General features: G+C 63.0%; 21 protein-coding genes. 14 read left to right on the forward strand and 7 right to left on the reverse strand.

The genetic code is table 11. The features are described from left to right. Positions 1-113: 113 nt before the first annotated feature. From EN885_RS10225 to EN885_RS10245, 5 genes are read left to right on the forward strand one after another with little or no spacing between them, the layout of a single operon-like run. Positions 114-1,343 carry a 6-phospho-beta-glucosidase gene (locus tag EN885_RS10225; RefSeq protein ID WP_128241885.1) on the forward strand — a complete coding sequence of 410 codons (1,230 nt, stop codon included), beginning with the start codon at positions 114-116 and terminating at the stop codon, positions 1,341-1,343. Next, positions 1,340-2,416, forward strand: coding sequence for an ROK family protein (locus EN885_RS10230; protein WP_128241884.1), 1,077 nt, complete (start codon positions 1,340-1,342; stop codon positions 2,414-2,416). Before EN885_RS10225 ends, EN885_RS10230 begins: the two co-directional genes overlap by 4 nt. After that, positions 2,358-3,467, forward strand: coding sequence for an alcohol dehydrogenase catalytic domain-containing protein (locus EN885_RS10235; protein WP_245493043.1), 1,110 nt, complete (start codon positions 2,358-2,360; stop codon positions 3,465-3,467). The genes EN885_RS10230 and EN885_RS10235 overlap by 59 nt, the downstream gene beginning before the upstream one ends. Continuing rightward, positions 3,464-4,375, forward strand: coding sequence for a TIM barrel protein (locus EN885_RS10240; protein WP_128241882.1), 912 nt, complete (start codon positions 3,464-3,466; stop codon positions 4,373-4,375). Before EN885_RS10235 ends, EN885_RS10240 begins: the two co-directional genes overlap by 4 nt. 15 nt (positions 4,376-4,390) lie before the next feature. Next, positions 4,391-5,299 (forward strand): hypothetical protein, encoded by a 909-nt coding sequence (locus EN885_RS10245; protein ID WP_245493044.1) that lies wholly within the window; start codon positions 4,391-4,393, stop codon positions 5,297-5,299. Between the two features lie 29 nt (positions 5,300-5,328). Here the strand turns inward: EN885_RS10245 and EN885_RS10250 are convergent, their stop codons facing one another. Genes EN885_RS10250 through EN885_RS10270 form a run of 5 tightly spaced genes read right to left on the reverse strand, consistent with a single transcriptional unit; the run spans position 5,329 to position 10,169 of the window. Further along, the gene (locus tag EN885_RS10250) at positions 5,329-6,327 is read right to left on the reverse strand and encodes an NAD(P)-dependent oxidoreductase (protein ID WP_128241880.1); all 999 of its coding nucleotides are present in this window, start codon (positions 6,325-6,327) and stop codon (positions 5,329-5,331) included. After that, on the reverse strand, positions 6,324-7,202 hold the full coding sequence (locus EN885_RS10255) for an NAD-dependent epimerase/dehydratase family protein (protein WP_128241879.1): 879 nt from the start codon (positions 7,200-7,202) through the stop codon (positions 6,324-6,326). The genes EN885_RS10250 and EN885_RS10255 overlap by 4 nt, the downstream gene beginning before the upstream one ends. Beyond that, the gene (locus EN885_RS10260; protein ID WP_128241878.1) at positions 7,199-8,116 is read right to left on the reverse strand and encodes a sugar phosphate nucleotidyltransferase; all 918 of its coding nucleotides are present in this window, start codon (positions 8,114-8,116) and stop codon (positions 7,199-7,201) included. The genes EN885_RS10255 and EN885_RS10260 overlap by 4 nt, the downstream gene beginning before the upstream one ends. Further along, positions 8,113-9,306 carry a glycosyltransferase gene (locus EN885_RS10265; protein ID WP_126105189.1) on the reverse strand — a complete coding sequence of 398 codons (1,194 nt, stop codon included), beginning with the start codon at positions 9,304-9,306 and terminating at the stop codon, positions 8,113-8,115. Before EN885_RS10265 ends, EN885_RS10260 begins: the two co-directional genes overlap by 4 nt. Then, a complete protein-coding gene (locus tag EN885_RS10270; RefSeq protein ID WP_245457944.1) occupies positions 9,306-10,169 on the reverse strand; it encodes a class I SAM-dependent methyltransferase in 864 nt (287 codons plus the stop codon). Before EN885_RS10270 ends, EN885_RS10265 begins: the two co-directional genes overlap by 1 nt. Between EN885_RS10270 and EN885_RS34160 the strand changes: the two genes are divergently transcribed. Together EN885_RS34160 and EN885_RS10275 are read left to right on the forward strand one after the other, a co-directional pair. Then, positions 10,164-10,343, forward strand: a complete 180-nt coding sequence (locus EN885_RS34160) for a hypothetical protein (protein WP_245493045.1) — start codon at positions 10,164-10,166, stop codon at positions 10,341-10,343. The genes EN885_RS10270 and EN885_RS34160 overlap by 6 nt on opposite strands. A gap of 242 nt (positions 10,344-10,585) precedes the next feature. Next, positions 10,586-11,545, forward strand: a complete 960-nt coding sequence (locus EN885_RS10275) for a DMT family transporter (protein ID WP_126105187.1) — start codon at positions 10,586-10,588, stop codon at positions 11,543-11,545. 114 nt (positions 11,546-11,659) lie between these two features. Here EN885_RS10275 and EN885_RS10280 read toward each other — a convergent pair whose 3' ends face one another. Continuing rightward, complete coding sequence (locus EN885_RS10280) at positions 11,660-12,898, reverse strand: ROK family transcriptional regulator (RefSeq protein ID WP_128241876.1); 1,239 nt, start codon at positions 12,896-12,898, stop codon at positions 11,660-11,662. Between the two features lie 100 nt (positions 12,899-12,998). Here EN885_RS10280 and EN885_RS10285 point away from each other — a divergent pair, with 100 nt between their 5' ends. From EN885_RS10285 to EN885_RS10315, 7 genes are read left to right on the forward strand one after another with little or no spacing between them, the layout of a single operon-like run. Beyond that, positions 12,999-14,264 (forward strand): ABC transporter substrate-binding protein, encoded by a 1,266-nt coding sequence (locus EN885_RS10285; protein ID WP_128241875.1) that lies wholly within the window; start codon positions 12,999-13,001, stop codon positions 14,262-14,264. 60 nt (positions 14,265-14,324) lie between these two features. Beyond that, positions 14,325-15,260 (forward strand): sugar ABC transporter permease, encoded by a 936-nt coding sequence (locus tag EN885_RS10290; protein ID WP_128241874.1) that lies wholly within the window; start codon positions 14,325-14,327, stop codon positions 15,258-15,260. Next, positions 15,253-16,155 (forward strand): carbohydrate ABC transporter permease, encoded by a 903-nt coding sequence (locus tag EN885_RS10295; RefSeq protein WP_127203800.1) that lies wholly within the window; start codon positions 15,253-15,255, stop codon positions 16,153-16,155. Before EN885_RS10290 ends, EN885_RS10295 begins: the two co-directional genes overlap by 8 nt. Positions 16,156-16,165: 10 nt before the next feature. After that, on the forward strand, positions 16,166-17,263 hold the full coding sequence (gene ugpC, locus EN885_RS10300; protein ID WP_128241873.1) for a sn-glycerol-3-phosphate ABC transporter ATP-binding protein UgpC: 1,098 nt from the start codon (positions 16,166-16,168) through the stop codon (positions 17,261-17,263). 34 nt (positions 17,264-17,297) lie between these two features. Further along, positions 17,298-18,041, forward strand: a complete 744-nt coding sequence (locus tag EN885_RS10305; RefSeq protein WP_348631635.1) for an SDR family oxidoreductase — start codon at positions 17,298-17,300, stop codon at positions 18,039-18,041. Between the two features lie 40 nt (positions 18,042-18,081). Then, entirely contained in the window at positions 18,082-19,083 is a 1,002-nt protein-coding gene (locus EN885_RS10310; protein WP_128241871.1) for a sugar phosphate isomerase/epimerase, read from the forward strand. Further along, the gene (locus EN885_RS10315; RefSeq protein WP_128241870.1) at positions 19,080-19,892 is read left to right on the forward strand and encodes an SDR family oxidoreductase; all 813 of its coding nucleotides are present in this window, start codon (positions 19,080-19,082) and stop codon (positions 19,890-19,892) included. Before EN885_RS10310 ends, EN885_RS10315 begins: the two co-directional genes overlap by 4 nt. A gap of 326 nt (positions 19,893-20,218) precedes the next feature. On the opposite strand, the gene EN885_RS10320 is transcribed toward EN885_RS10315, so the two are convergent. Continuing rightward, positions 20,219-21,556 carry a hypothetical protein gene (locus EN885_RS10320; protein WP_128241869.1) on the reverse strand — a complete coding sequence of 446 codons (1,338 nt, stop codon included), beginning with the start codon at positions 21,554-21,556 and terminating at the stop codon, positions 20,219-20,221. Between the last annotated feature and the right edge of the window lie 130 nt (positions 21,557-21,686).

The following is a 21,686-nucleotide window of genomic DNA, read 5'->3' on the forward strand; positions in this document are numbered from 1 at the left end:
GTTCATGCTGAGGCGCTTGCCGGCGAACTGCTGGCGCTGCCGATTCGGCCGTGCATGCCCGACGGGGAGATCGCCTACGTCACCGCGACCGTCGGCTCGTCCCGGACGTACTGATGACGCGGGTCTGCGTCCTTGGCGGGAGCTCGCCCTTCACGGTAGCGCTCGTCGATGCGATTGAGAGAAGCGAGGTGTTAAGCCACCGGCTGGGCGAGTGGGTACTAGTCCTCCAAGGGCGCAACGTGCAAAACCTTGATGCGGTTGCACATTATGCCCGGCACCGGCTGGGAGCATTCGGAACCTCGGTCATATCCACGACGGACCTCGATGCGGCCCTGGCCGATGCCGAGATCGTGGTTGTCCAGACGCGCTTCGGCGGGCTTGAGGCGAGGGCCGATGACGAACTCTTCGCAAGCGAGCTGGGATGCATCGCCGACGAAACGCTGGGACCCTGCGGCCTGCTCTCTGCCTTCCGTCAAATACGGCCGGTAGACGATCTCGCGATCCGCATGAAGGCAATATGTCCCGGTGCCTTCGTCGTGAACATGATCAACCCGCTGAGCCTGACGACGGCCATGATGCTCCGCCACGGCTTGGCTGCGGTTGGCATCTGCGAGCTTCCCCTTGCCACGCTCCAGGCTTTCGCGCGGGCGCTGCGCATCGATCCGACCGAACTTTGCTGGAGTTACGAGGGCCTCAATCACAGAGGCTTTATCCCCATCGCCAGGACCCGTGACGGGGAGGATCTCCTGCAGCGCGTCCTCCGGTTGGCCCCAGATAGCGCAACGCAGAAGTACCGGGACGATATTCTTCGCCTTGGCGCAATATCCACGAAATACTTCGCTCTTTTCGACGGCGGGGCTTCGCACAACAAGGGTCGGGCGGTCGCGCTGATATCTCTGCGAGATGCGATTGCCAAGGATCTTATCGCAGATCCCACACAGTGCCCGGCGCAAATAGCAAAGCGTGATATGCCTTGGTATGCGCAAGCTGTCGTGCCGCTCGTCGCCGCACGCGTCGGAGCGCAGGGCTACGATGCCACCATAAACGTCGCATTGGATGGACCTCTCGTTCACGAGCGACGAGCCCGCGTCCTCGGTGATCGCATCGATATTCTTGAATCCGAACCAGCCAACGGTCCATTCCGCGACTGGCTCGCGGCGTTCGAACATCACGAACGATTGTGCCTGGCAGCGCTCGCCGATCCTACGCCGTATACGATCGGCGCAGCGCTTGAGGCCGATCGGATCACGCCTTCCGACAAAGTTCAGACTGCAGCTGCGCGAATTTTCCGGACCTGGCGCGATGCTGCCAGCAATCCGCCAACCGTGCGAGGCCCGCAATGATCAATAAGGACATTGCTGTCTTTGATATCGGCGGCACGCATTTTCGTTCGGCGCTGTGGACAAATGGAAGGCTGGGTCCAGTAAAGCGACGACCTGCGATCAACTACCTTAACACGGCCCACCACAGCCCCGTCGAACTCCAGGAAGCGTTGGCCGACTATCTGGTGGCCGAGACTGAGCGTCTGCAACTGGAGAGCGGAACCGCGATAGATCATGCCGGCATCTCACTTGGAGCACCCTTGAATGCTCGTAGCGGTCGTGTGCTGCAATCTGGCCCACTCTGGGGCCCGAGATCAGGACCCTTCGAGCTCCAGGCGGCGTTGACACGCCGTCGGCTGGACACCCGCTGGACGATCGCGAATGACGTGACCGCTGGACTGGCATCCTACATACAGACCTGCGATCCGGGGAGCCATTCGCGTATCTTGTTCGTCACGGTGAGCACCGGGATCGGGGCGAGGCTCTACGATTTCGCGCGAGGCGGCGTGCCGGTCGATCCCGTGCACGGGATACAGGGCGAAATTGGCCATATCAAAGTAGAGGCTTTCTTCCGCGGCACGCGTCTTAAGTTTACCTGCGATTGCGGTGGATGCGACCATCTGAACGCCTATTCGTCCGGACGCGGCGTGTTGAAACTGCTGCGCGAGTTGTCAGCTTGTTCCCCCGACGCGCTGGCAGCCTCGACGATGGCCGCGGCACGCGACGAGGACGATGATGCCATGCTCGCGGAGTTCTCGCGTGGGGTGGCGGCCGCTGATGCCCTCGCCTTAGACGTCCTCGCTACGATCACGCGACCGCTGGCAACTATTTTCTCGGCGCTCCTGACGCACGATCCGCTACTCGATTCAATTGTTCTCACCGGGGGTGTCGTGGATGCACTCGAACCGGCCTATTCGGCCAGCCTTGATCGACAATTCCGCGACCATGGATTGTTCCAGATCACTGAATGCGATTCGTCCTATTTCGCCCGCCGGCTCCGTGTCGTCGCGCCGGGGGACCTGTCTGGACTTATCGGTGCTGGCCATCTCGCCGAAATGGCGGATGAGGGGCGAAGCATCCATGTTTTCCGGTGATCGGATCAGCTTGACCGGATCGAAGTCGCACCTCGCTCTTGTGCGGCCGTCGGGCATGGGTGCCCCAAGACTGGAGCAGGTCCGGACACCCGTGGCGCTACCGGGCGATTTTGTCTGCCGGACCCTCATTGCCGGCGTCTGCGGGACCGACCTCCAGATTCTACGCGGCGTGCGCGACGATCCAGCCCGGATCCTTGGCCATGAGGGCGTAGCGGTTGTCGAAGAAGTGGCTGCGAAAGCGGATCAACGCTGGCTAGGTGCGACGATTGCAGTGAATCCAACACCAGACTGGGGCGCCGCTGAACTTGGCCATAGTCTCGATGGGATGATGCAGCAGCGCTTCCTCGTGCCTGCTCGGTTGCGGTCCTTGGTCGTTTCGTCGCCCGCGGAACTGGCTGCCGATCTCGCTATTCTCGCCGAGCCGCTCGCATCCGTCCTAACTTGCGGAGGCATTCTCAAGCGGGTCGCGGAGCCGATCCGTGTATTGGTGGTGGGACGAGGTACGATCGGCCAACTGCTTTGTATTGCGCTCAAAACTGCCTGCGCGTCGGTTCGGGACGTAGTCGTCACAGGGACGAAAGAAACGGCCGGTGTTGAGCACAGAGCATTCGACACGGTGATCCTATGTTCCTCGCGGCAGGATGTAGCGGCCGCCCTCAGTATCGGGCTAGGCGCTTTGTGCGATGGCGGCATCCTCCATCTCTTCGGAGGTCTCCCCTCTGAGGGTCGGGACCCGCGTCTGCCCGGGGTCAATCTCAGCGAGATCCGCGCGCGAAATACCGGCGGACGTGTCGGTTGGCCGCTTGCCGAGCAATGCCAGACAACTATCGGCCACAAGCGGGTGGCGATCACGGGGCACCGCGGTTCTTCCAACGCGATGCTGACACGGGCAATGCTCGAACTCAGCGCCCGCCCCAATACCTATCGGCCGCTTCTTACGATCGTGACAAACCCGGAGGAAGCTATCCATACATTACGCGACGCTGTCGGCTATCCGCCGGTTAGATCTTGGACCAAGCTTGGGATCGACTTTCGGAGGTGGCGAACTTGAAGAAACGTCCGTTGACGAGCAACGCGCGTTTGACTGTCGCGCAGAGTATCTATCGCCCACAAATCGGGGTCGCGCTGTGGAAGGTAGGCGATCGGGGCCTTACCGGCTTTGAAACCGCCGCCGCCGCGGGTCTCGATCACGTTCACATCGACTTGGGTGGCCCGAACCGCGGTCCCGATCTCACAGATATCGGAATGCTGGCGGCGTTCGACACAACGTCACGCCGTTTCGCGCTTCCGATCACCGCCCTTGCAGTCAATCGGCTCAACGATCTCGGCCTGACCGCGCCAAAGGGCAGCCAGGAAGCATTGGAAGTCCGGCGAAGTATCTTGCATGCAATTAGAGTGGCGGACCGTCTGCGGGTGCCCAGGATCATCATTCCGGGTTTTCGCCAGAGCCTCGTTCGGACGTCGCGGGACATGGCTAGAACGGCTGAAGTGCTGCGTTTCGCGCTTGGTCCCGCCCAAGCCGCAGGGATTACTTTGGCATACGAAAGCGGGCTTGACTCCGAAAGAACCCTCCAGATTCTTCAAGCTGTTGGCCAGCCGGGCATCTGCGTACAGTTCGACACGGGAAATCCCGCTATCTACGGGCATTCTGCGGCCTCCAATTGGGCGCGACTTGCTGACGTCGCCTCGCCGGACGTCCACCTTAAGGATGCTTTGTCGGTCGAGGGGGATGTGCCGCTGGGCGACGGTGTAGCCGAACTAGAGCTTACGTTCATTGCATTCGCACACCAGCCGACGCCTACATCCTTCACACTCGAGGGCGACTACAGCGACGATCCTGGACCTCGCATCAGTCGCGACCTCGCTCGCCTGAAGACACTCATCAGAAGGTCGATGTTGTCGAACTGCCTGGACTGCCCAGATGAGCGACGGCACGTCTCTGCTTCAATGTATCGATAGATGGGTGGCTGTATAATGAAACCTGCCATTGCGAACGCCTACAGGCTGATTTTTTTCGGCGGCTCGATGATTGCTCGCATGGGCATCCTGTGCGTCTCAGCCCTGCTCATTCTATTGATTTATGGCCAAGCCAAACTGTCAGCAGAGGAGAATGGCATAACCCTGCATTACACCTCTGGCGGTTCGGCTGCTGCAATCGCGGCCGCGGGCTTCAACCTCGCTGACGTGCAATATGTCGAGCAACTCAATGCGCTTCCTCCCGGGATGAAGGGGCTGATCTGGCTTGACGAGAGCAGCGGCGTCACGCCGCGTTTCATCGCCAAGGTCAAGCCGTTCATCGGCAACCCGAAGCTGTTCGGCTTTCGCCTCTGTGACGAGCCTGACATCACCGGCAAGTACCACTCCCCGGCAGTCAGCCCGGCAGCCCTCAAAGCCGAGGCTGACTGGATCAAGGCCAATGTGCCCGGGGCCGTGACGTTCGTCACGCTGATGGACATGGGGTCTTTTGAAGCCCCCCACTTCATGAACACCTTCAATCCCGCCAACACCGGGATCGATCTCTTCGGCCTCGATCCGTATCCGGTACGCGGCAAGGTCTTCGATTTGGACTTCATCGACAGGACGGTAGAGGCAGCCGTTGCCGCGGGCATCCCGCTCAACAAGATCGTGCCTGTGTTCCAAGCCTTTGGCGGCGGCAACTGGAGGACCTATACCGGCGGGGTCAGAGACGTTTATAAACTGCCGACACCGGACCAGGCCAACCAGATATTCGCGCGCTGGGCCACCTACGCTCCCAATCCCGTGTTTGACTTTGCCTACGCGTGGGGATCGCAGAACGGGGACACCAAGCTGGGCAGCGCCAGTCCAGAGGCACTAAGCCTTCGCGCGGCGTTCAAGGCACACAACACGGCGCGTTCGCGGTAGGCCCGATATCCGAGGACCCGTGTCCACGGTCACGCTTTGGTCTCCAGTTCGAGATAATAATGCATCACGTCGCCGAGGCTCTGCGGAAGATCGACACGGGGCTGCCAGCCGAGCGCGCGCAACCGGCTGACATCGACCACCTGCCGCCCGATATCCACCGCCCGTCCCGGCAACTGCGCCAGCGCCGGATCGGCAATCCCAGCCGCGGCGACGAGCAGATCGTAGACGGTGGCGATCTGCGTCTCGCGCCCTGAGGCGACGTTATAGAAAATATCGCCGGCCCCGGCGAAGCCGATCGCGACCAGCGCACTCGCCACGTCGCGCACGTCGATGAAGTCGCGCCACGCGGTCAGCGGACCGAGGGCGATGCCATTGCGGCGCCCTACCCTTAGCTCTGTGAGTTGGCTGGCGATGCGGCCGGCGACATGGCGCTCCTCCTGGCCCGGACCGACGACGTTGAAGATGCGCGCCACGCGGCCGTCGATCCTTCCCGCGCGCGTTGCGATCCGCACGATGTCCTCGCTGGTGCGCTTGGTCGCGGCATATAGGTCGATCGGCTCGGTGGCGCCGGTTTCGACCAGCGGCAGTCCCCCACCGCCGAGTTCGCCATAGATCGAGCCAGAGGATCCCAGCACCAGCACCGCGCCCCGCCCGGCCAGCGCATCGCAGAGACGGCGCGTGACGACGATGTTGTTGGTCACCAACCGATCGAATGGTTCGTCGCGCAACGATCCGGCAAGATGGAAGACGATGTCAGGCGCGGTTTCCGCGATCAGCCGCGCCGCTGCCGCCGCATCCGACAGGTCGGTGGCGACATAGGCATAATTCGGCCCGTCGGGCACCAGAGCATTTGGCAGCGGCGCGGCGTGCTCGGCACCGCCGGGATGGATGTGGTGCGTGAAGCGTGTCGCATTGCCCGGCGAACGCCCGGCGCCGACCACCCGGCAATCGCCGCGATCGCACAAAGCGCGCACCAGATAGCGGCCAATGAACCCTTGTGCGCCGGTGACCAGGATCGTCCGCGTCACGCCATCTCATCCAGGCAATCGCGCACGCCATCGGCCAGGGTGATCTCCGCCCGCCAGCCAAGCGTCTCGCGCGCAAGCGACACATCGGCGACGAGATGCGCGATGTCGAGGGCGCGCGATCGGTCGCCCTGTTCCTCAACGATAAGCGCGTCCGTTCCGCCGCCGATCCTCGCGAAGGCGGCGGCGAGCGCGGCGACGTCGGTCCCGGCGCCGGAGGCCATGTTGAGCGTAAGGAGGCCCGGTTCGTCGCGTGCGGCGGCCATCAGCAATCCCCGCGCCAGATCGTCGACATGCACGTAATCGCGCGTCGTATCGGCCGAGAAGACGCGCATCGGCTGTCGCAGGCGCGCCTGCGCCGCCAGCCGGCCGACCAGCCCGTTCGCGCGCATGCCCGGGCCGTAGACAGAGAAGGGCCGAACAATGATTGCCGACCTCAGCGCTCCTCGCCGCACCGCAGCCGAGACAAGTTGCTCCACCGCCGCCTTTGCCGCACCATAGGGCGAGAGCGGCAGGAGCGGCGCGCTCTCCGATACGCACGCGGTGTCTGGGCGACCATAGACCTCGGCCGACGACACATGGACGAAGCGCCGCACGCCGATCCGCTCGGCGGCGGCGAGCAACGTCGCCGTGCCCAGCACATGCGCGCGGGCGAATGCCGCCGGCGCGTCGAACGAAGCCGCAACGGAACTAGGCCCGGCAAGATGAACGATGGTGTCGATCCCGGCGAACAACGCCTCTAGCGCCGGCTGATCGCAAATGTCGATCGCTCCCGCTTCCCCGTCGATCGGGCCGACATGCGCCACGCACGCATCCTCGCCGATCCGGCGCAGCACCGCCCGGCCGATAAAGCCGTTCGCACCGGTGATGCCGATCACGCCTCGTACCCCCGTGCGGCGAGGCGACGGCGCACTGGCTCCGGCAGCTCGTCGCTACTGAGCGCACCTGCCGCGCCGACATGGACCCGCAGCACGCCGGCTTCCGTCATCGCGTCGCAGACATAGTCTTCATTGCCGCCCGCGACCCGGATCTCGCGCGCGACCTCCCCCGGCCACCATGCTTCGAAGGCGGTGTCGCCCAAGAGCAAGGCTTCGGCGGCAGCCAGCTTGGCGGCGTCATTGACGTCGATCCATGAAGCCTGGTGGCGATAAAGTCGCACCACCGCGCCACCAGCTATCAACAGATTGGCGGCATCGACCAGGCCGAGCGGCGTGCCCTGCGGCAGGCTGCTCAATGCGGCAGCGGTCACCACCGCCAGCCCGCTGCCGACCAGGATCGGATAGACCGGCTTCTCGCGATAGGCGGTGAGCCGATCAGGATCGTGCGCGTCCACCTCGAGCGCGCCGTAGGGCATGCGGAATGGCTCGTCATGCGCCGCCAGCGTCATCGCCGCGCCGGACGCACGATGCGCAGCGGCCAGCGCCGCCAGATCGAGCGTGGTGAGATTGTCGGCATACACCACCAGCACGTCGCCGGCGTCGCCCGACAGCATCGTCGCCGCGCCGAAATTGCCCTGCGGCACTTCCTCGATCAAGGGAGCTAACGCCACGCCGATGCCGGCGGCGCGTGCGGCGAAATCGGCGATCCTGTCCGCCTCACGCGCTGCATCGGCACGGGTCAGCGCAATGAAGATGCGCCGGCATCCGCCACGCGCCATCATCCAGATGTTGCGCTCGAGCAGGCTGACCCCGCCGACTTCGACCAGCGGCTTGCGCCCGACTACGCCGGAGCGCGCCATGCGCTCGCCCTGCCCGCCGGCCATGATCAGACCGGTCCATGCGCCACTGCTCATCGCGGCGTCTCGATGCCGGTGCCGCGCATCGCTGCCAGCGTCGCCTCCACCATGTGCTGCCGAGTGAAGCCGGACAGGAATCGGGCATAAGCTGCGGTCCGCAGCCGCTCGGCGAGGCCGGGTTCGCGGATCATCCGCTCCAGCGCATCGGCCAGCCGCGCCGGCGCGTGCGGCGGCACGACCAGTGCGTCGATTTCGGGCCGCAGGAAATCGCGCACCCCGACATTGTCGCACGCGACAATCGGGCACCCAGAGGAGGCGGATTCGAGCAAGGCGGTCTGCAATCCCTCGCGATACCACGATGGGATGCAGGCGATGTCCGCCCCGGCGTACAGCGCAGTGATGCTCGGCTGGTACCCGATGAATGCCACATCGGGATAGGAGCGTGCCCGCGCCAGTTCCGCTTCCGTCAGCGCGTCGGCGCGGCCGCTCATCGGGTTCGAGGTGAACACCATGCGATGCGCCACGCCGCGCTCGGACAGGAGGCCCGACGCGGCGGCCGCGTCCAGCACGCCCTTGTCGCGCAACAGTCGCCCGGGAACGAGTATCGTCGGCCGTGCGCCGACCGCGCGCGCTTGCTTGTAGGGGAAGTCCTCCGGCATGACGCCGCAGCCGCCGGTGACGATCACGCGGTCCGCTGCGACGCCGGTGCGCCTGATCAGTTCGGCCTTGTCCTCGTGATTGTGGACGATGACGATCGCGCGACGGCTAGCGAAGGCGAAGCGATAGACAATGCAGATCAGCCGGGTCGTCAGGCTGCCGCGCTGCGACTCCGAGAAGGACGCGCCGAGTCCAGTGACCAGATAGATCGCATGCCGGTTGCTGAGCCTGACCCACGGCCCGGCCAGCAGGATCGACAGTGCCGACCACAGGATGAACACACTGCCCGGACTGAACAGCGCCGCTCGCGCCGCCATCAAGCTGGCGCGCGCCAGCCGCAATAGGCTCGGCCGCCCGCGATTGCGCGAGAACGGCATCGTCCGCGTCGCGATGTCCGGCGCCAGCGCATCGCGTGCGGCATCGATCGCCGGCCTGGAATCCCAGCCGGCGGTGGCGAGCCCGTTGTCGTCCGGCGACCACACTTCCACGGCGTGGCCCGCCTCGGCCAACGCGGTGCTGACATGGTTGAAATCGGAAATCCAGCGCGGCAACGCGGTGACGACGACGATGATGCGGCGTCCCTTGCGCATCACGCGCTGTCGGTCTTGTGCCGTGCGGCGACGAACGCGGTTTGCGGACCGCCCATCGGGAGCCACCGGCCTATCCCGTAGCGCAGGAACATGTGCAGCCGGTAGTAAGGCGCGGCCGCCCAGCCCTGCGCGAGAGGGGCGTGGCTGTCCGGTGCCGCTGCGACGCGCCGGCTGCCCAGCACCGTGCTGAGCGCGGTCGACAGCCCGACCGGATAGCGCCGCATCGCGATCATCTTGAGCCCGGCTGCGTCCAGCAACCGCTCGATCGCCGGCGCATCGAAGAACCACATATGCGTCGGCATGTTCGGCCGCCCGACAAGCCGCTGCCAGAAAGGCGACAGGTTGGAAAACAGCCCGACCTCGAAGCAGACCGTGCCGCCAGGCGCCACCTTCGCCGCGATCGCCCTTAGCGCCGCCACCGGATCGGGGAAGTGACTCAGCAGATCGACATGGAAGCTGGTGTCGTAGCGCCCTTCGGGTAGACGGCTGTCCTCGATCAGAGCGCGCTCCACCGTGATGCCCAGCGTGCGTTCCAGGCGCGTGGCGCGTTCGTCGGACGGCTCGACCGCCTCGACCGTGAAACCGGCCCGGATCGCCGCCGCGGTGAACTCGCCGTCACCGCAGCCGATCTCAAGCAGCCGTCCACGCTGCGTGAACGCCTTCACCCAGCCGACCCGCGCGCGCGCCGGCGCGGAATAATAGACGCTGTGGTGATGATCGATCGACGCGTCCACCGGATGGGCCGGCAACGGATCGATATAGATGACCCCGCACACGCACTGCCGGCCGCTATACTCCCCTTCGCGCAACGCCACCGGACCGGCATTGGTCCGGCAGATTGGACAGGCGCCCGATCGTTGCAAGTTGCTTCCCTCCATACTGCCATCATCATACAGGCAGCGGGACGCTTCTCTGACATCTATCTGGATGATGCCGTCGCCTATAAAGGCGTCTTTATCGGCGGCGTTCAGACGAGCCCGATCCTGGCCAGGTGCTTCATCATGCGCAGCCGGAACATCAACGGCCGCAGCCTGTGAATTGAAAAGCCCGCGCCTCCGGGAGAGGTCGCGGGCAAAGGTCTGTTGGGATCAGAGGGACTGATCCAACTGTAATGTGGGTACCTTCCATGATCAGCGCATCGGTCAAACGGATGAAAGCCCGCGCCCCTGTGTTCCACACGGAAAACAAAACCGTCGCACAAGGATTGGTGAAATAGGTGGCGCTGCTGCTCGGCAAGACGCAGCAATCTTGCTAAAGTCGGCGGTGGGAGGAGACGGACATGCAATCGCTGCCGATAGCCCATCCAGGCGTAGCGAAGGCGACAGCCGGCGCATCGCTTCCGCTGGCCTATTCCACCGCGACGCTCTGCTGGCTTCTGTCAGCCGGCGTCTACATCGCAGCCAAATGGGTTGCCCCCGAGATGCCGCCTTGGGCGCTCTGCTTCTGGCGGCTGGCGCTCGCCTGCGCGATCCTGCTGCCTATCGTCCATCGCCATCATGGGGCGATGCTCGCGCTGATCCAATCCCGGGCGATCGAGGTGCTGGCCATCGGCGCCATCGGGCTGACCCTCTGTCAGGGCATGATCTACACAGGCCTCAGTTACACCAACGCGACGACCGCCGGCATCATCATGGCCTTGTCGCCGATCATGACCATGGTGCTTGCCCGCTTCGTGCTTGGCGAGCCCCTCGGCGTCTGGAAGGCGCTTGGCGCGCTGCTTGCTGTGGTCGGGATGGTGGTGATCGTGGCGCGCGGCGACCTTGCCGCGCTGATGCGGCTCCAGTTCAATCCCGGCGAATTGTGGATCGTCGGCAGCGCGTTTTGCTGGGGCCTCTACACCGTGCTGCTGCGTCGCTCCAAATTCGCTATCGAGCTTCTGCCGATGGTGGTGCTGTTGCTAGCAGCCGGCGCGCTGGCCGCACTGCCCCTCTATCTCTGGGAGCTGTTTTCCGGGGAGCGTTCGGCGCTGCATGCGAACGGCCTTCTGGCACTCGCCTATGTCGCTGGCCCGGGCGGCGCTCTGATGTATTACCTCTACAACCGCAGCGTCGAGACGCTTGGCGCCGGGCGCGCCAGCATGCTGCTCTATCTGCAGACTGTCTTCGTCGCCGTGCTCGCTTACCTTTTCCTCGGGGAAAGCTTGCACGACTACGATCTCGCAGGCGCTGCCTTCATCGTCGCCGGCCTGCTGCTCGCCACCGCGATCAAGCCCAGGCAGCGCACAGTGCATGTCGCGTAGGGACTTGCTGACCGCGTGTCCTCGGCTACACCAGCACGATCAGTCGATTTCCTCGCGATAATGCTTGATATGGCGCTCTCCCGCTACTCCAGATAAATTGAGAGCAAGGGCAGATCATTGCAGTCGGCTGTTGTGTCGTAGCACGAGGCCGACCGCGCCGAGCAATGCGTCGTTCTCTGTGTGCTTGCCAACAATTATCCGCGTCCGCAGGGCGGGGGCGATATCGCGGGACTTGATGAGCGTGTGGCGTTCATATGACGCGATCAGCGGTGCCAGGAGAATGTCGCCTGCCAAAGCCATGCGGCCACCGATGATGATGAGCGGCGGATTGATCACAGAGCCGATCAAGCCAAGACCACGGCCGGCGAACTCGGCGGTGTCCTCGATCATCCGCAACGCCCCGACGTCGCCCTGTTCTGCCATCATGATCACGTCGTCCATCGTGACCGGCCGCCGCACGATGCGCGAAATCTGCTCGAGCGGCCGGGCAAAACTGGCATAGAGCTCCAGGCATCCGCGATTGCCGCACCGGCAAAGATCGCCGCCGGGATCAATGCTGATGTGCCCGAATTCGCCGGCGCCGCCGGCGATGCCCGTCACCAGCCGGCCATGCTGGACAATGGCCCCGCCGACGCCCAGATCGATCTTGAATAGCACGAAATCGTCTTGGCCGACCGCCGCGCCCCACATCAACTCCGCGATGGCCGAGCAGTTGCTCTCGTTATCGGCGAAAATCGGCTGTTCGAGAACCGGCCCGAACACATTGCGGATGTTGACCCCGGCCCAGGTCGGAACAATACTCGCACGCAGCACCACTCCTTCGCGGCTGACAGGGCCAGAGACGGAAACCCCAACCCCCAGGAGCCCCGCCATCGGCAGACCGTTCTCGTCGTAACATTGGGCAATTGCTGACTTGGCGAGCTGGGCCGCCTGTTGCGGCTGGTAGTCCAGACCCATAGGGATAGTTTGTTCGGCAATGACAGAATGCGACACGTCGGCAACGACGCACCGTATCTCGTCGAGGCCCAGATGGATTCCGACGCAGGTGCCCGCAGCGGGATTGAGCGTCAAGGTCGCAGCAGGCCTGCCGATACCCCTAATCCCGTCATGATGGGCCGAGGATTCGATCACCATTCCCGACTTTCTCAAGCCATTGAGCGCGGTTGAGACCGTCGACCGCGCCAAACCGGTGATATGCGCGATTTGCGACGCGGAAAGCACGCCACGCTCACGCAGGCATCGCACGATCAGGCTCTCCGGTGATGCGGAGGGCTGGTCGATCAGCCAATTTCTAAGCGAAGGTTTGTTCATGGTGAGCACAAAGGACGTTGACTGATAGCTCAAATATGTCATCTTGGAAAGAACAGAGATACCTGCATCTCACCGGCGGCGGCTTCAAATCGCGGTCACAAGCGGTCGATACGAACCGTACAGCACATATGGGAGTGAAACGATGGAATATCTGAGGACGGCCCTTGCGGCCGCTACGGCGTACACTCTTGTTGCGGGAGCCGCATTCGCAGAGCCCAAGACCAATCTATTGCATCAATGGGCGACCGGATCGGACGCCCAGGCTATTGCCAAGCTCGGCGAGATGTTCACCGCGAAGGGTGGCACCTGGCAGCAGACTTCCATCGCAGGCCACACGGCCAACACGCTGGCGAAACTGCGCGCCGACGTGATCGCCGGCAACGCACCGCCCGCGGTGCAGCTCAAGGGGCCCGAGATCGCCGAATGGAACGAGACCGGCATGACAGCCAATCTCGACGAACTGGCAAAGGCGGAAAATTGGGAGAAAGTAGTCGCTCCCGAATTGCTGCCGGTGATGAAGCCAACCGGAAGCTGGGTGGCGGCGCCGATGAACATCCACCGCATCAATTGGCTGTGGGCATCGCCGAAGGTCATGAAGGACGCAGGGGTCGCCGAGGTGCCGAAGACATGGGCGGAATTCAACGCCGCCTGCGACAAGGTCGTGGCGTCAGGAAAAATCTGCATCTCGCACTCGACCGCCGACTGGACCGATTCGACAGTCTTCGAGGTCGTGGTCTACGGAATGGATCTCGATCTCTTCAAGAAGGCCTTCGTCGAGGGTGACGTCGAGGCAATGCGCAGCGACGGCATGGTCAAGGCTTTCGAGCAATTCCGCACCATGACGACGAAGTACATGGACCCCGGCATGAACGGGCGCGACTGGGATACCATGTCGCATCTGGTCGGCCGCGGCGAGGCCGCCTTCCACATCATGGGCGACTGGACGCTCGGCCTGCTCACAGCCGGCGGCTTTAAGGAGGGCACCGACTATGTCTGCGCCCAGGCGCCGACTGACTGGGGCAAGCCGGGCTTCATCCTGAATTCCGACTCGGTCGTGTTCTTCCAGCAGAAGGATCCGGACTACGTCGAGGGGCAGAAACTGCTCGCCAGCACGATCCTGTCGCCCGAGTTCCAGACGATTTTCAATCAGACCAAGGGCTCGATCCCGGCCCGTCTCGACGTCGATCTTTCGAATGGCTTCAATCCCTGCCAGCAGCTCTCCCAGAAGGATCTGCAGGCGTCGATCGATGGCGGCACGCTTGTCCGTTCGATGGCGCATAACATGACGATCCCGCAGAAGGTGCGCGGCGCGATCATGGATACCGTCACCGAATTCGTAGCGACGCCGGACATGACCGCGCAGGACGCAGCTAGTGCGATGGCTGATGCGGCCGAAGCGCAGATGTGAAGAAGCTGCCGATGATGGCCTGGCGCGCGTCGCCCGGCCTGACCTTCGCTGGAGCAGCCGATGTCCACGCGTGACCTGACTGTACCAGTTGCGGCTCCCGCGACCCCGTGGCGGGAGCGCCTTGGCACGATGGTGCCCATTCTGGTGCTGGCGCCGTCGCTTGCGGCGAGTTTCATCTACGTTTTCGTGTTCACACTCTGGACGCTGTATCTCTCGCTTTCCAATTCGTCGCTGATGCCGACCTATGGGTTCGTCGGTCTGGACAATTATGCTTCGCTCTGGGCGAACCGGCGCTGGAACATCGCCTATACCAACCTCTTCCTGTTCAGCGGCTTCTATATCGTCGGCTCGATGGCCATCGGACTGCTTCTCGCGATCCTGATCGACCAGCGCGTTCGCGGCGAGGCGGTTTGGCGCACGATCTTCCTCTACCCGCTGGCAGTGTCCTTCATCGTCACCGGCACGGTGTGGAGCTGGCTCTATAATCCCGTCGACGGCATCCAAGCCTTCGTGCGGGGGCTCGGTTGGACCGACTTCAGCTTCGCCCTGACAGCCAACCGCAACACTGCGATCTATGCGGTGATCATAACCGGTATCTGGCAGTCATCCGGCTTCGCAATGGCGCTTTTCCTGGCTGGCCTGAGGTCCGTCGATCCGGATCTCGTCAAAGCGGCGCAGATCGACGGAGCGTCGGTTTCCCGGATCTATCGGAGGGTCATCCTGCCGACGATCGCCCCGATTTTTCTGGCAGTGGCGGTCATTCAGATCCAGTTCGCCATCAAGACGTTCGACCTGGTGGCAGCGTTGACGCGGGGTGGGCCAGGTGTGTCCACCACCTTCCCGGCGATCTATGTCTACGACCTCATGTTCCAGCGCGGGCAAATCGGCGAGGGTGCCGCTGCGGCGATGATGATGCTCGCGGCCCTTGCGGTTGTGCTGGTGCCTTATTCCTTATGGATCGTTTGGCGCAGGCGGGCGGAGGGCCGCAATGGCTGAAATTGCCCTCACCGCCCGGCATGATCCCGAAGCGGCCGCGGCTACGCGGCGATATTTCTGGAACCGCTTTCTTATCTATGCGGTGCTGACGCTTTTTGCTGTCATCTACCTTGCCCCACTGCTGGTCGTGGTCTTCAACTCGTTGCGGGAGCAGTCCGAGATTGCCCGCAACGGCCTCATCTCCCTGCCGCGCAGCTTCCGCCTCGATGCATGGGCGGAGGCTTGGGGCACTTATTGCGTCAGCGGCACCTGCGAAGGCATGAAGCGCAATTTCTTCAACTCGCTCTGGATGGCGATCCCCGCGACGGTCATCTCCACGCTCCTCGGCGCCATGAACGGCTACGTGCTGTCGAAATGGCGCTTCAAGGGCTCGGAAGTCCTGTTCAATCTGATGCTGCTCGGCGTCTTCATGCCCGGCCAGATCTCGCTAATGCCGTGGGCGTTCCTGCTCGGCAAGCTCGGCCTAACCAATTCGACCTACGGGCTGGTCTTGATTCATGTCGTCCAGGGCATCTCGTTCACGACCCTGTTCTGCCGCAACTTCTACGTCAGCATACCGGACGATCTTATCAAGGCGGCACGCATCGACGGCGCCGGCTTCTGGCGGATTTTCCGCAAGATCATCCTGCCGCTGTCGCCGCCGATTTTGATTGTCACCGTCATCTGGCAATTCACCGGTATCTGGAACGAGTATCTGTTCGGCGTTGTCTTCACCTCCGGCCAGCAGCAGCCGATCACGGCGGCATTGGTCGCGCTCACTGCCGGCGGCACGACCGCCCGCGCTTACGACGTGATGAGCGCAGCCGTGCTGATCGGCGCGCTGCCACCGTTGCTGATCTACCTGTTCGGTGGAAAATACTTCGTGCGCGGCCTGACACAGGGCGCCATCAAATGAGGCGTCGCCCGTGTCCACACTGACCATCCGCAACCTTCACAAGAGCTATGGCGGGCTCGAGATTCTGGCCGGCATCAATCTCGAGGCGCAGACCGGAGAATTCGTCGCCCTCGTCGGCCCCTCCGGCTGCGGCAAGTCAACCTTGCTCGCCATGATCGCCGGCTTGGAAACCGTCACGTCGGGCGAGATCTGGATCGGCGACCGGCTGGTGAACTCCGTGCAGCCCAAGGACCGCGACATAGCGATGGTGTTCCAGTCATACGCCCTCTATCCCACGATGACGGTGCGCGAGAACATCACCTTCGGCATGGAAAGCCGGGGCGTGCCCAAAGCGGCGCAAGAGGAAGCGGTAAAGCGGGTTGCCGCACTCTTGCAGATCGAGCAGTTGCTCAAACGCAAGCCCGGCCAGCTTTCAGGCGGCCAGCGGCAGCGCGTTGCGATGGGGCGCGCCCTAGTCCGCGATCCGAAGCTGTTTCTGTTCGATGAGCCCCTGTCCAATCTCGACGCCAAGCTGCGCGTCGACATGCGCACCGAAATCAAGAAGCTTCACCACCGCGTCGGCAAGACGACGGTGTACGTCACCCACGATCAGGTCGAGGCGATGACGCTGGCGTCCCGCATTGCGGTGATGAACCAGGGCTCGGTGCAGCAGTTCGATACGCCGAAGCGGATCTATGATCGGCCGACCAACATGTTCGTGGCCGGTTTCATGGGATCGCCGGCGATGAATTTCATCCCCGCCCGGCTTACGGGCTCGACCAGCATCTCGGTGCGCGCCGCTGACGGCAGCGGCGCTACTCTCACCCTTGCCGCTCCGCTGCCCGCAGGTGCGCCAAAAGACGTGGTGCTCGGTGTTCGGCCCGAACACATCTACCGTTTCACGACGGACCTGAAGGCGCGGAAACCGGCTGTGGAGTCCATGCAGGCGCCGGTCGAATTGGTCGAGCCGACCGGGGCCGAGACGCTTGCCGTCCTCAGGCTGGGTGATCTGGAGATCACTGGCCGTTTCGAGCCGGATGAGGCTCCCGTCATGGGCGAGACGATAACGCTTGGCATCGACATGTCGCGCGCCTGTCTGTTCGATCCAACAACCAAGGCGCTTCTGTGATCTGATGTCCATGCAATTCGCGACTTACCCGAGCTTGACCGATCGCGTCGTGCTGATCTCCGGCGGCGCCTCCGGGATCGGGGCCGATATGGTCCGCGCCTTCACCTCGAATGGCGCCCGCGTGGGCTTTCTTGATGTGCAGGATGGACCCGCGGAGGCGTTGGTGCGCGAGCTTGATAGCGTCGCCGGGCGGCCCCCATTATACCTCCGTTGCGATGTGACCGACGTCGATGCACTGCAGGCGTCGGTCGAAGCCGTGCGTGCGCGGCTTGGTCCGGTCGCCGTCCTGGTGAACAACGCTGCCGATGATCAGCGCCATCCCGTTGACGCGGTGACGTCAGAATATTGGGACCGCAGCTTCGACGTCAATCTCCGGCATCACTTCTTCGCCGCGCAAGCGGTGCATCCGCATATGAAGGAACTCGGCTTCGGCTCGATCATAAACTTCTCTTCCATCGCCTGGCGTTTCGGGGCGGACCAGATGGTGGCTTATGCCACCGCCAAGGGGGCTGTGGTGGCCCTGACCCGCGCACTGGCGCGGTCGTTTGGACCTGACAACATCCGCGTCAATGCAGTCGAACCCGGTGCTGTCATCACCGAGCGGCAGCGCGAGCTGTGGTTCAAGACGCAGGACGCGATCGACCAGACCGTGCAGCGACAATTGATCCGCCGCGTCCTCTTGGGCGAGGAGATTGCGCGGACCGTGCTCTTCCTTGCCGCAGATGACAGCCGCATGATCACCAAGCAGTCCATCGCCGTCGATGCCGGTCTGCGCTGATGCGATCGCTTCCACATCTTTCAACGGGACTGTCACGCTGATGCTTCGTCTCGGCCTCAATCCTTACGGACTGACCTACTATCTCGGCCTACAGGGTCGCGGCACGCCGCGGCACAATCCGGATGGGGCGGGGCTGGAAGGCTTCATGGCGCTCGCGCAGGAACTGGGCGCACTCACGCTCGAGATCTATGAACCGTGGTTGACCGACTTGCCGGACGCCGAGGTCGTCGATCTGCGCAGGCGTCTGGCCGCGCGTGACATCGTCCCGGTGGTGAGCGGCGGTCTTATCGTGGCCGGTCCCCTGGATAATGCGTTTCGGGCGGCGCGCCTGCTCGAGGCGACAACGATCCGTATCGCGCTGACCCCCGTCCTGTGTGGCGACCGCAACGCATGCGGCCAGAAGTGGAGCGAGTTCAATGCGACGATCCGCGCTGCCTTGACGGAATGGGGGCCGCGTGCGGCGGCTGAGGGCCGGGTGCTCGGCATCGAGAACCATCAGGACTTCGGCAGCGATGAACTGGTCGCGTTCTGCGAGCTCGGCGGGCCCGGTGTCGGCATCACCTACGATACAGGCAACACGTTCCCAGTCGGCGAGGCACCGCTTGCCTTCACGCGGCGGATCGCGCCGCATGTCCGCCATGTCCACCTCAAGGACTATCGCGTGCAGTTCACGGATGAGGGCTACCGTCTGGTCCGCTGCGCGATCGGCGACGGCGCCGTGCCATTCGCCGAACTGGCAGCCATCCTCGCCGAGCACCACGACACGCTGACGGCCGTGCTCGAGCCGGGCGCGCTGGAGGCCCGTCACGTTCGCTGTCTTACCGACGACTGGTGGAACGGATATCCGCCGAAGACTGCGCGCGAGTTCGCGGCCTGCCTGAGTGCTGCGCACGTGAACCGCCTTGCGGACGATGCCGACTACCGGACGCCATGGGAGCGCGGCGATGACGGCGCGCTCGTTTCGTATGAGCTCGACATGATCCGGCGCAGCGCCGCCAACATGAAGAAGCTCGATTTCATTGCAATGGAGAAATCAGCATGACTGCCCGAGAACTCAGCGGCCTGACTGCCTTCGTGACCGGCTCAGGACGCGGCCTAGGCCGCGTGATGGCCGAACGCCTGGCCGAGCTTGGCGCAAACGTCGCGATCCACGATCTCGATTGGACCCGGCCATCCCAATATGGCGAATTCGCAGACCTCGGCGAATCCGCCAGGGGTTTGGAAAAACATGGGACACGGGTGACCGCGGTCACGGGCAATATCGGCGACAAGCAAGCCGTCGCCGAAATGAAGAGGAAGATCGAGGCGGACCTCGGCGATGTGCACGTTCTGGTCAACTGCGCCGGCGGCGACATCGGCGCCAAGGGAGTAAAGCCCAGCCCCAACAACGCGCTTGATATCGACTATGAAGACATCAAGGTGCTGACCGAGAACAATCTCATCGGCACGATGCTAGTCTGCCAGGCGTTCATTCCGCCTATGGTCAAGCGCGGCTCAGGCTCGGTGATCAACATAGCCTCAGCGGCAGCGCATATCGGATGCTCGCCGGAGGTGGTCTACTCGACGCTCAAGGCGGCCGTCGTCCATTATACGCGCTGCCTCGCCAAGGAATTGATCGACGATGGCGTGCGCATCAATGCGGTAAGCCCCGGCGCCACCAAGACGGCACGATTCCAAGCAAGTCGCGTGGTCGATCCGGAGCGCATGGATTCGAGTAAGAAATCGCTAAACCGGTATGCGGAGCCCGAAGAGATCGCCGAAGCGGTGGCCTTCCTCGCCGGTCCGCGCGCGCGCTTCATCAACGGGCAGGTCATCCGCGTCGATGGCGGTTTCACAATCTTCCCAGGTTGAATCACGGCCGCTCACATCGGCTGCCAGAAGGGAACGGCTTTGCCATCGAGCGTGTGGCACAAACTCGTCCTCGCGGGTTAAGGCGAGCGCGCGTTCATAGCGCCGGTAGTCTTCGAGGGTGTTTGGGGTCGCCCCTCGACAGGCTCTGCTGGACAAGGGTGGCGAGGAACTTGCCGCTACCAGCATCGCTCGCGGCGCATCTACACCGCGCCTGCAACGGCCGCTACGGCGACTGTTGGTCGCGGAACTGGCAGACAGCCTCGCCAACGGACGGGCGAGGCTGGTAGGTTGATGTTGTCCCGGAAGGAGTTGCCGGGCTCATTGGCCTACGCAGGCACAAAGCCAAAATAGGCTTTGTAGGATGCGCCACTGCCGGAAATCAGAGGTGTTTCCACTTTGAACCCAATCCCATGGAAGGTGGAATTGTTCGTGCGTGCCGCGAGCAGTACCATCTGCTTAGCGGAGATGGTCACTGTGGTGCCGCCAATCCTGTCATCGCCCCAATCAAAGAGATCGCTGATGGCGCCGCCGATCGATGGCATCAACGTTCCCAGGGCTGGGCCGGCAATGGCCGCGATGATGGGCCCCACGACCGGAATAAGCCCCAGAGCGACCGTGCCGGCCGTATGGACGCCCATCACCACCTTCTGCACTTCCTCCTTGTACTTGTTCGGATCACCGAAATCGTTTTCCATCAGCACCGTACCAATATTGATGCCGTAGGGCTTGCCTCGATAGATCTCCATCAGATCAGGTCTCGTATCTCCCCCATCAACGTCGCCGTAGATCTGGCTACGCTTGGTGTCGGCGATCTGCGGCGTTGTCACGCTGACGATCACATAGGGTTCGTCCGCACTCGACCCCTGATCCCAATCAGTCTCGCCAAAGCAATACAGACCAGTATAGTGGACGATGACATCTCTCAGATCGATCGCGCCGGTGTCGGGCCACCAATATATGCCACCGTTTTCAAACAGGTTGGCACGGCCACCATCGGCAAATTCGGTTTCGTCGGTCGTTGGGTATCCCAGATATGACAGTTCCCAGCCCAAGCTTTCCCACTTCTTTCGGATGTCACCATACACCACGTTGGCTCCCGTGTTCGGTGTCCAGTAGATCGAGCCGGCGTTGGAAAAATGGTTGTAGCGCCCGACGCCGTCGGGAGTTCCAGTCTCGTCGGTCACCGGATAGCCAAGAAGTGAGCGCTCCCAACCCATTGCTGCCCATTTGCCGCGAATAGCCCCCCAAATCGCTTGGGCACCGGTATTCGGCGTCCAGTAGATTGAGGCAGTGTTGTCGTTGAAGTGATTGTATCGGCCGACGCCGTCGGGAGTTCCAGTTTCGTCCGTGCAGGGCACGCCCCACGCGAGACCACCGAGGGCAATCCATTTCCTATAGATATCGCCATGGATCTCAAAGGCGTTGTGCATGGCATCGTTGTAGCAGATGCTTGAGCCGTTCTTGAGATACCATACTTTTCCAGTTTCCTTCCTGTCGATCTCACCGAAGCTGGCGCCTCCAAGGGAGTCGTACTTTTGCTGTATGACAGCTTCCGGCGAGAACAGCGTCCAAGGCCCGGTCCTGATCCGATCGGAAAGTCTTGTGGTTCCAGCGCGCATGGCGCCGGCAGGCACTTTCGAAGCTGCTTTGGCAGTATTCGGCATGACCTTTTCCTTCTTGTGAGCGTTGATGCGGGGCTTCAGGCCTCCGTCGATCGGCTGTGATCGACGGCCGATGTTTCCCAGACCGAGACTTACGGATGGCTTACGAGTTCTTTGAGCTCTGGCATATTGC

Origin of the sequence: Mesorhizobium sp. M6A.T.Cr.TU.014.01.1.1 (assembly GCF_004022765.1) — a bacterium.
In the GTDB taxonomy this organism is placed as follows: domain Bacteria; phylum Pseudomonadota; class Alphaproteobacteria; order Rhizobiales; family Rhizobiaceae; genus Mesorhizobium; species Mesorhizobium mediterraneum.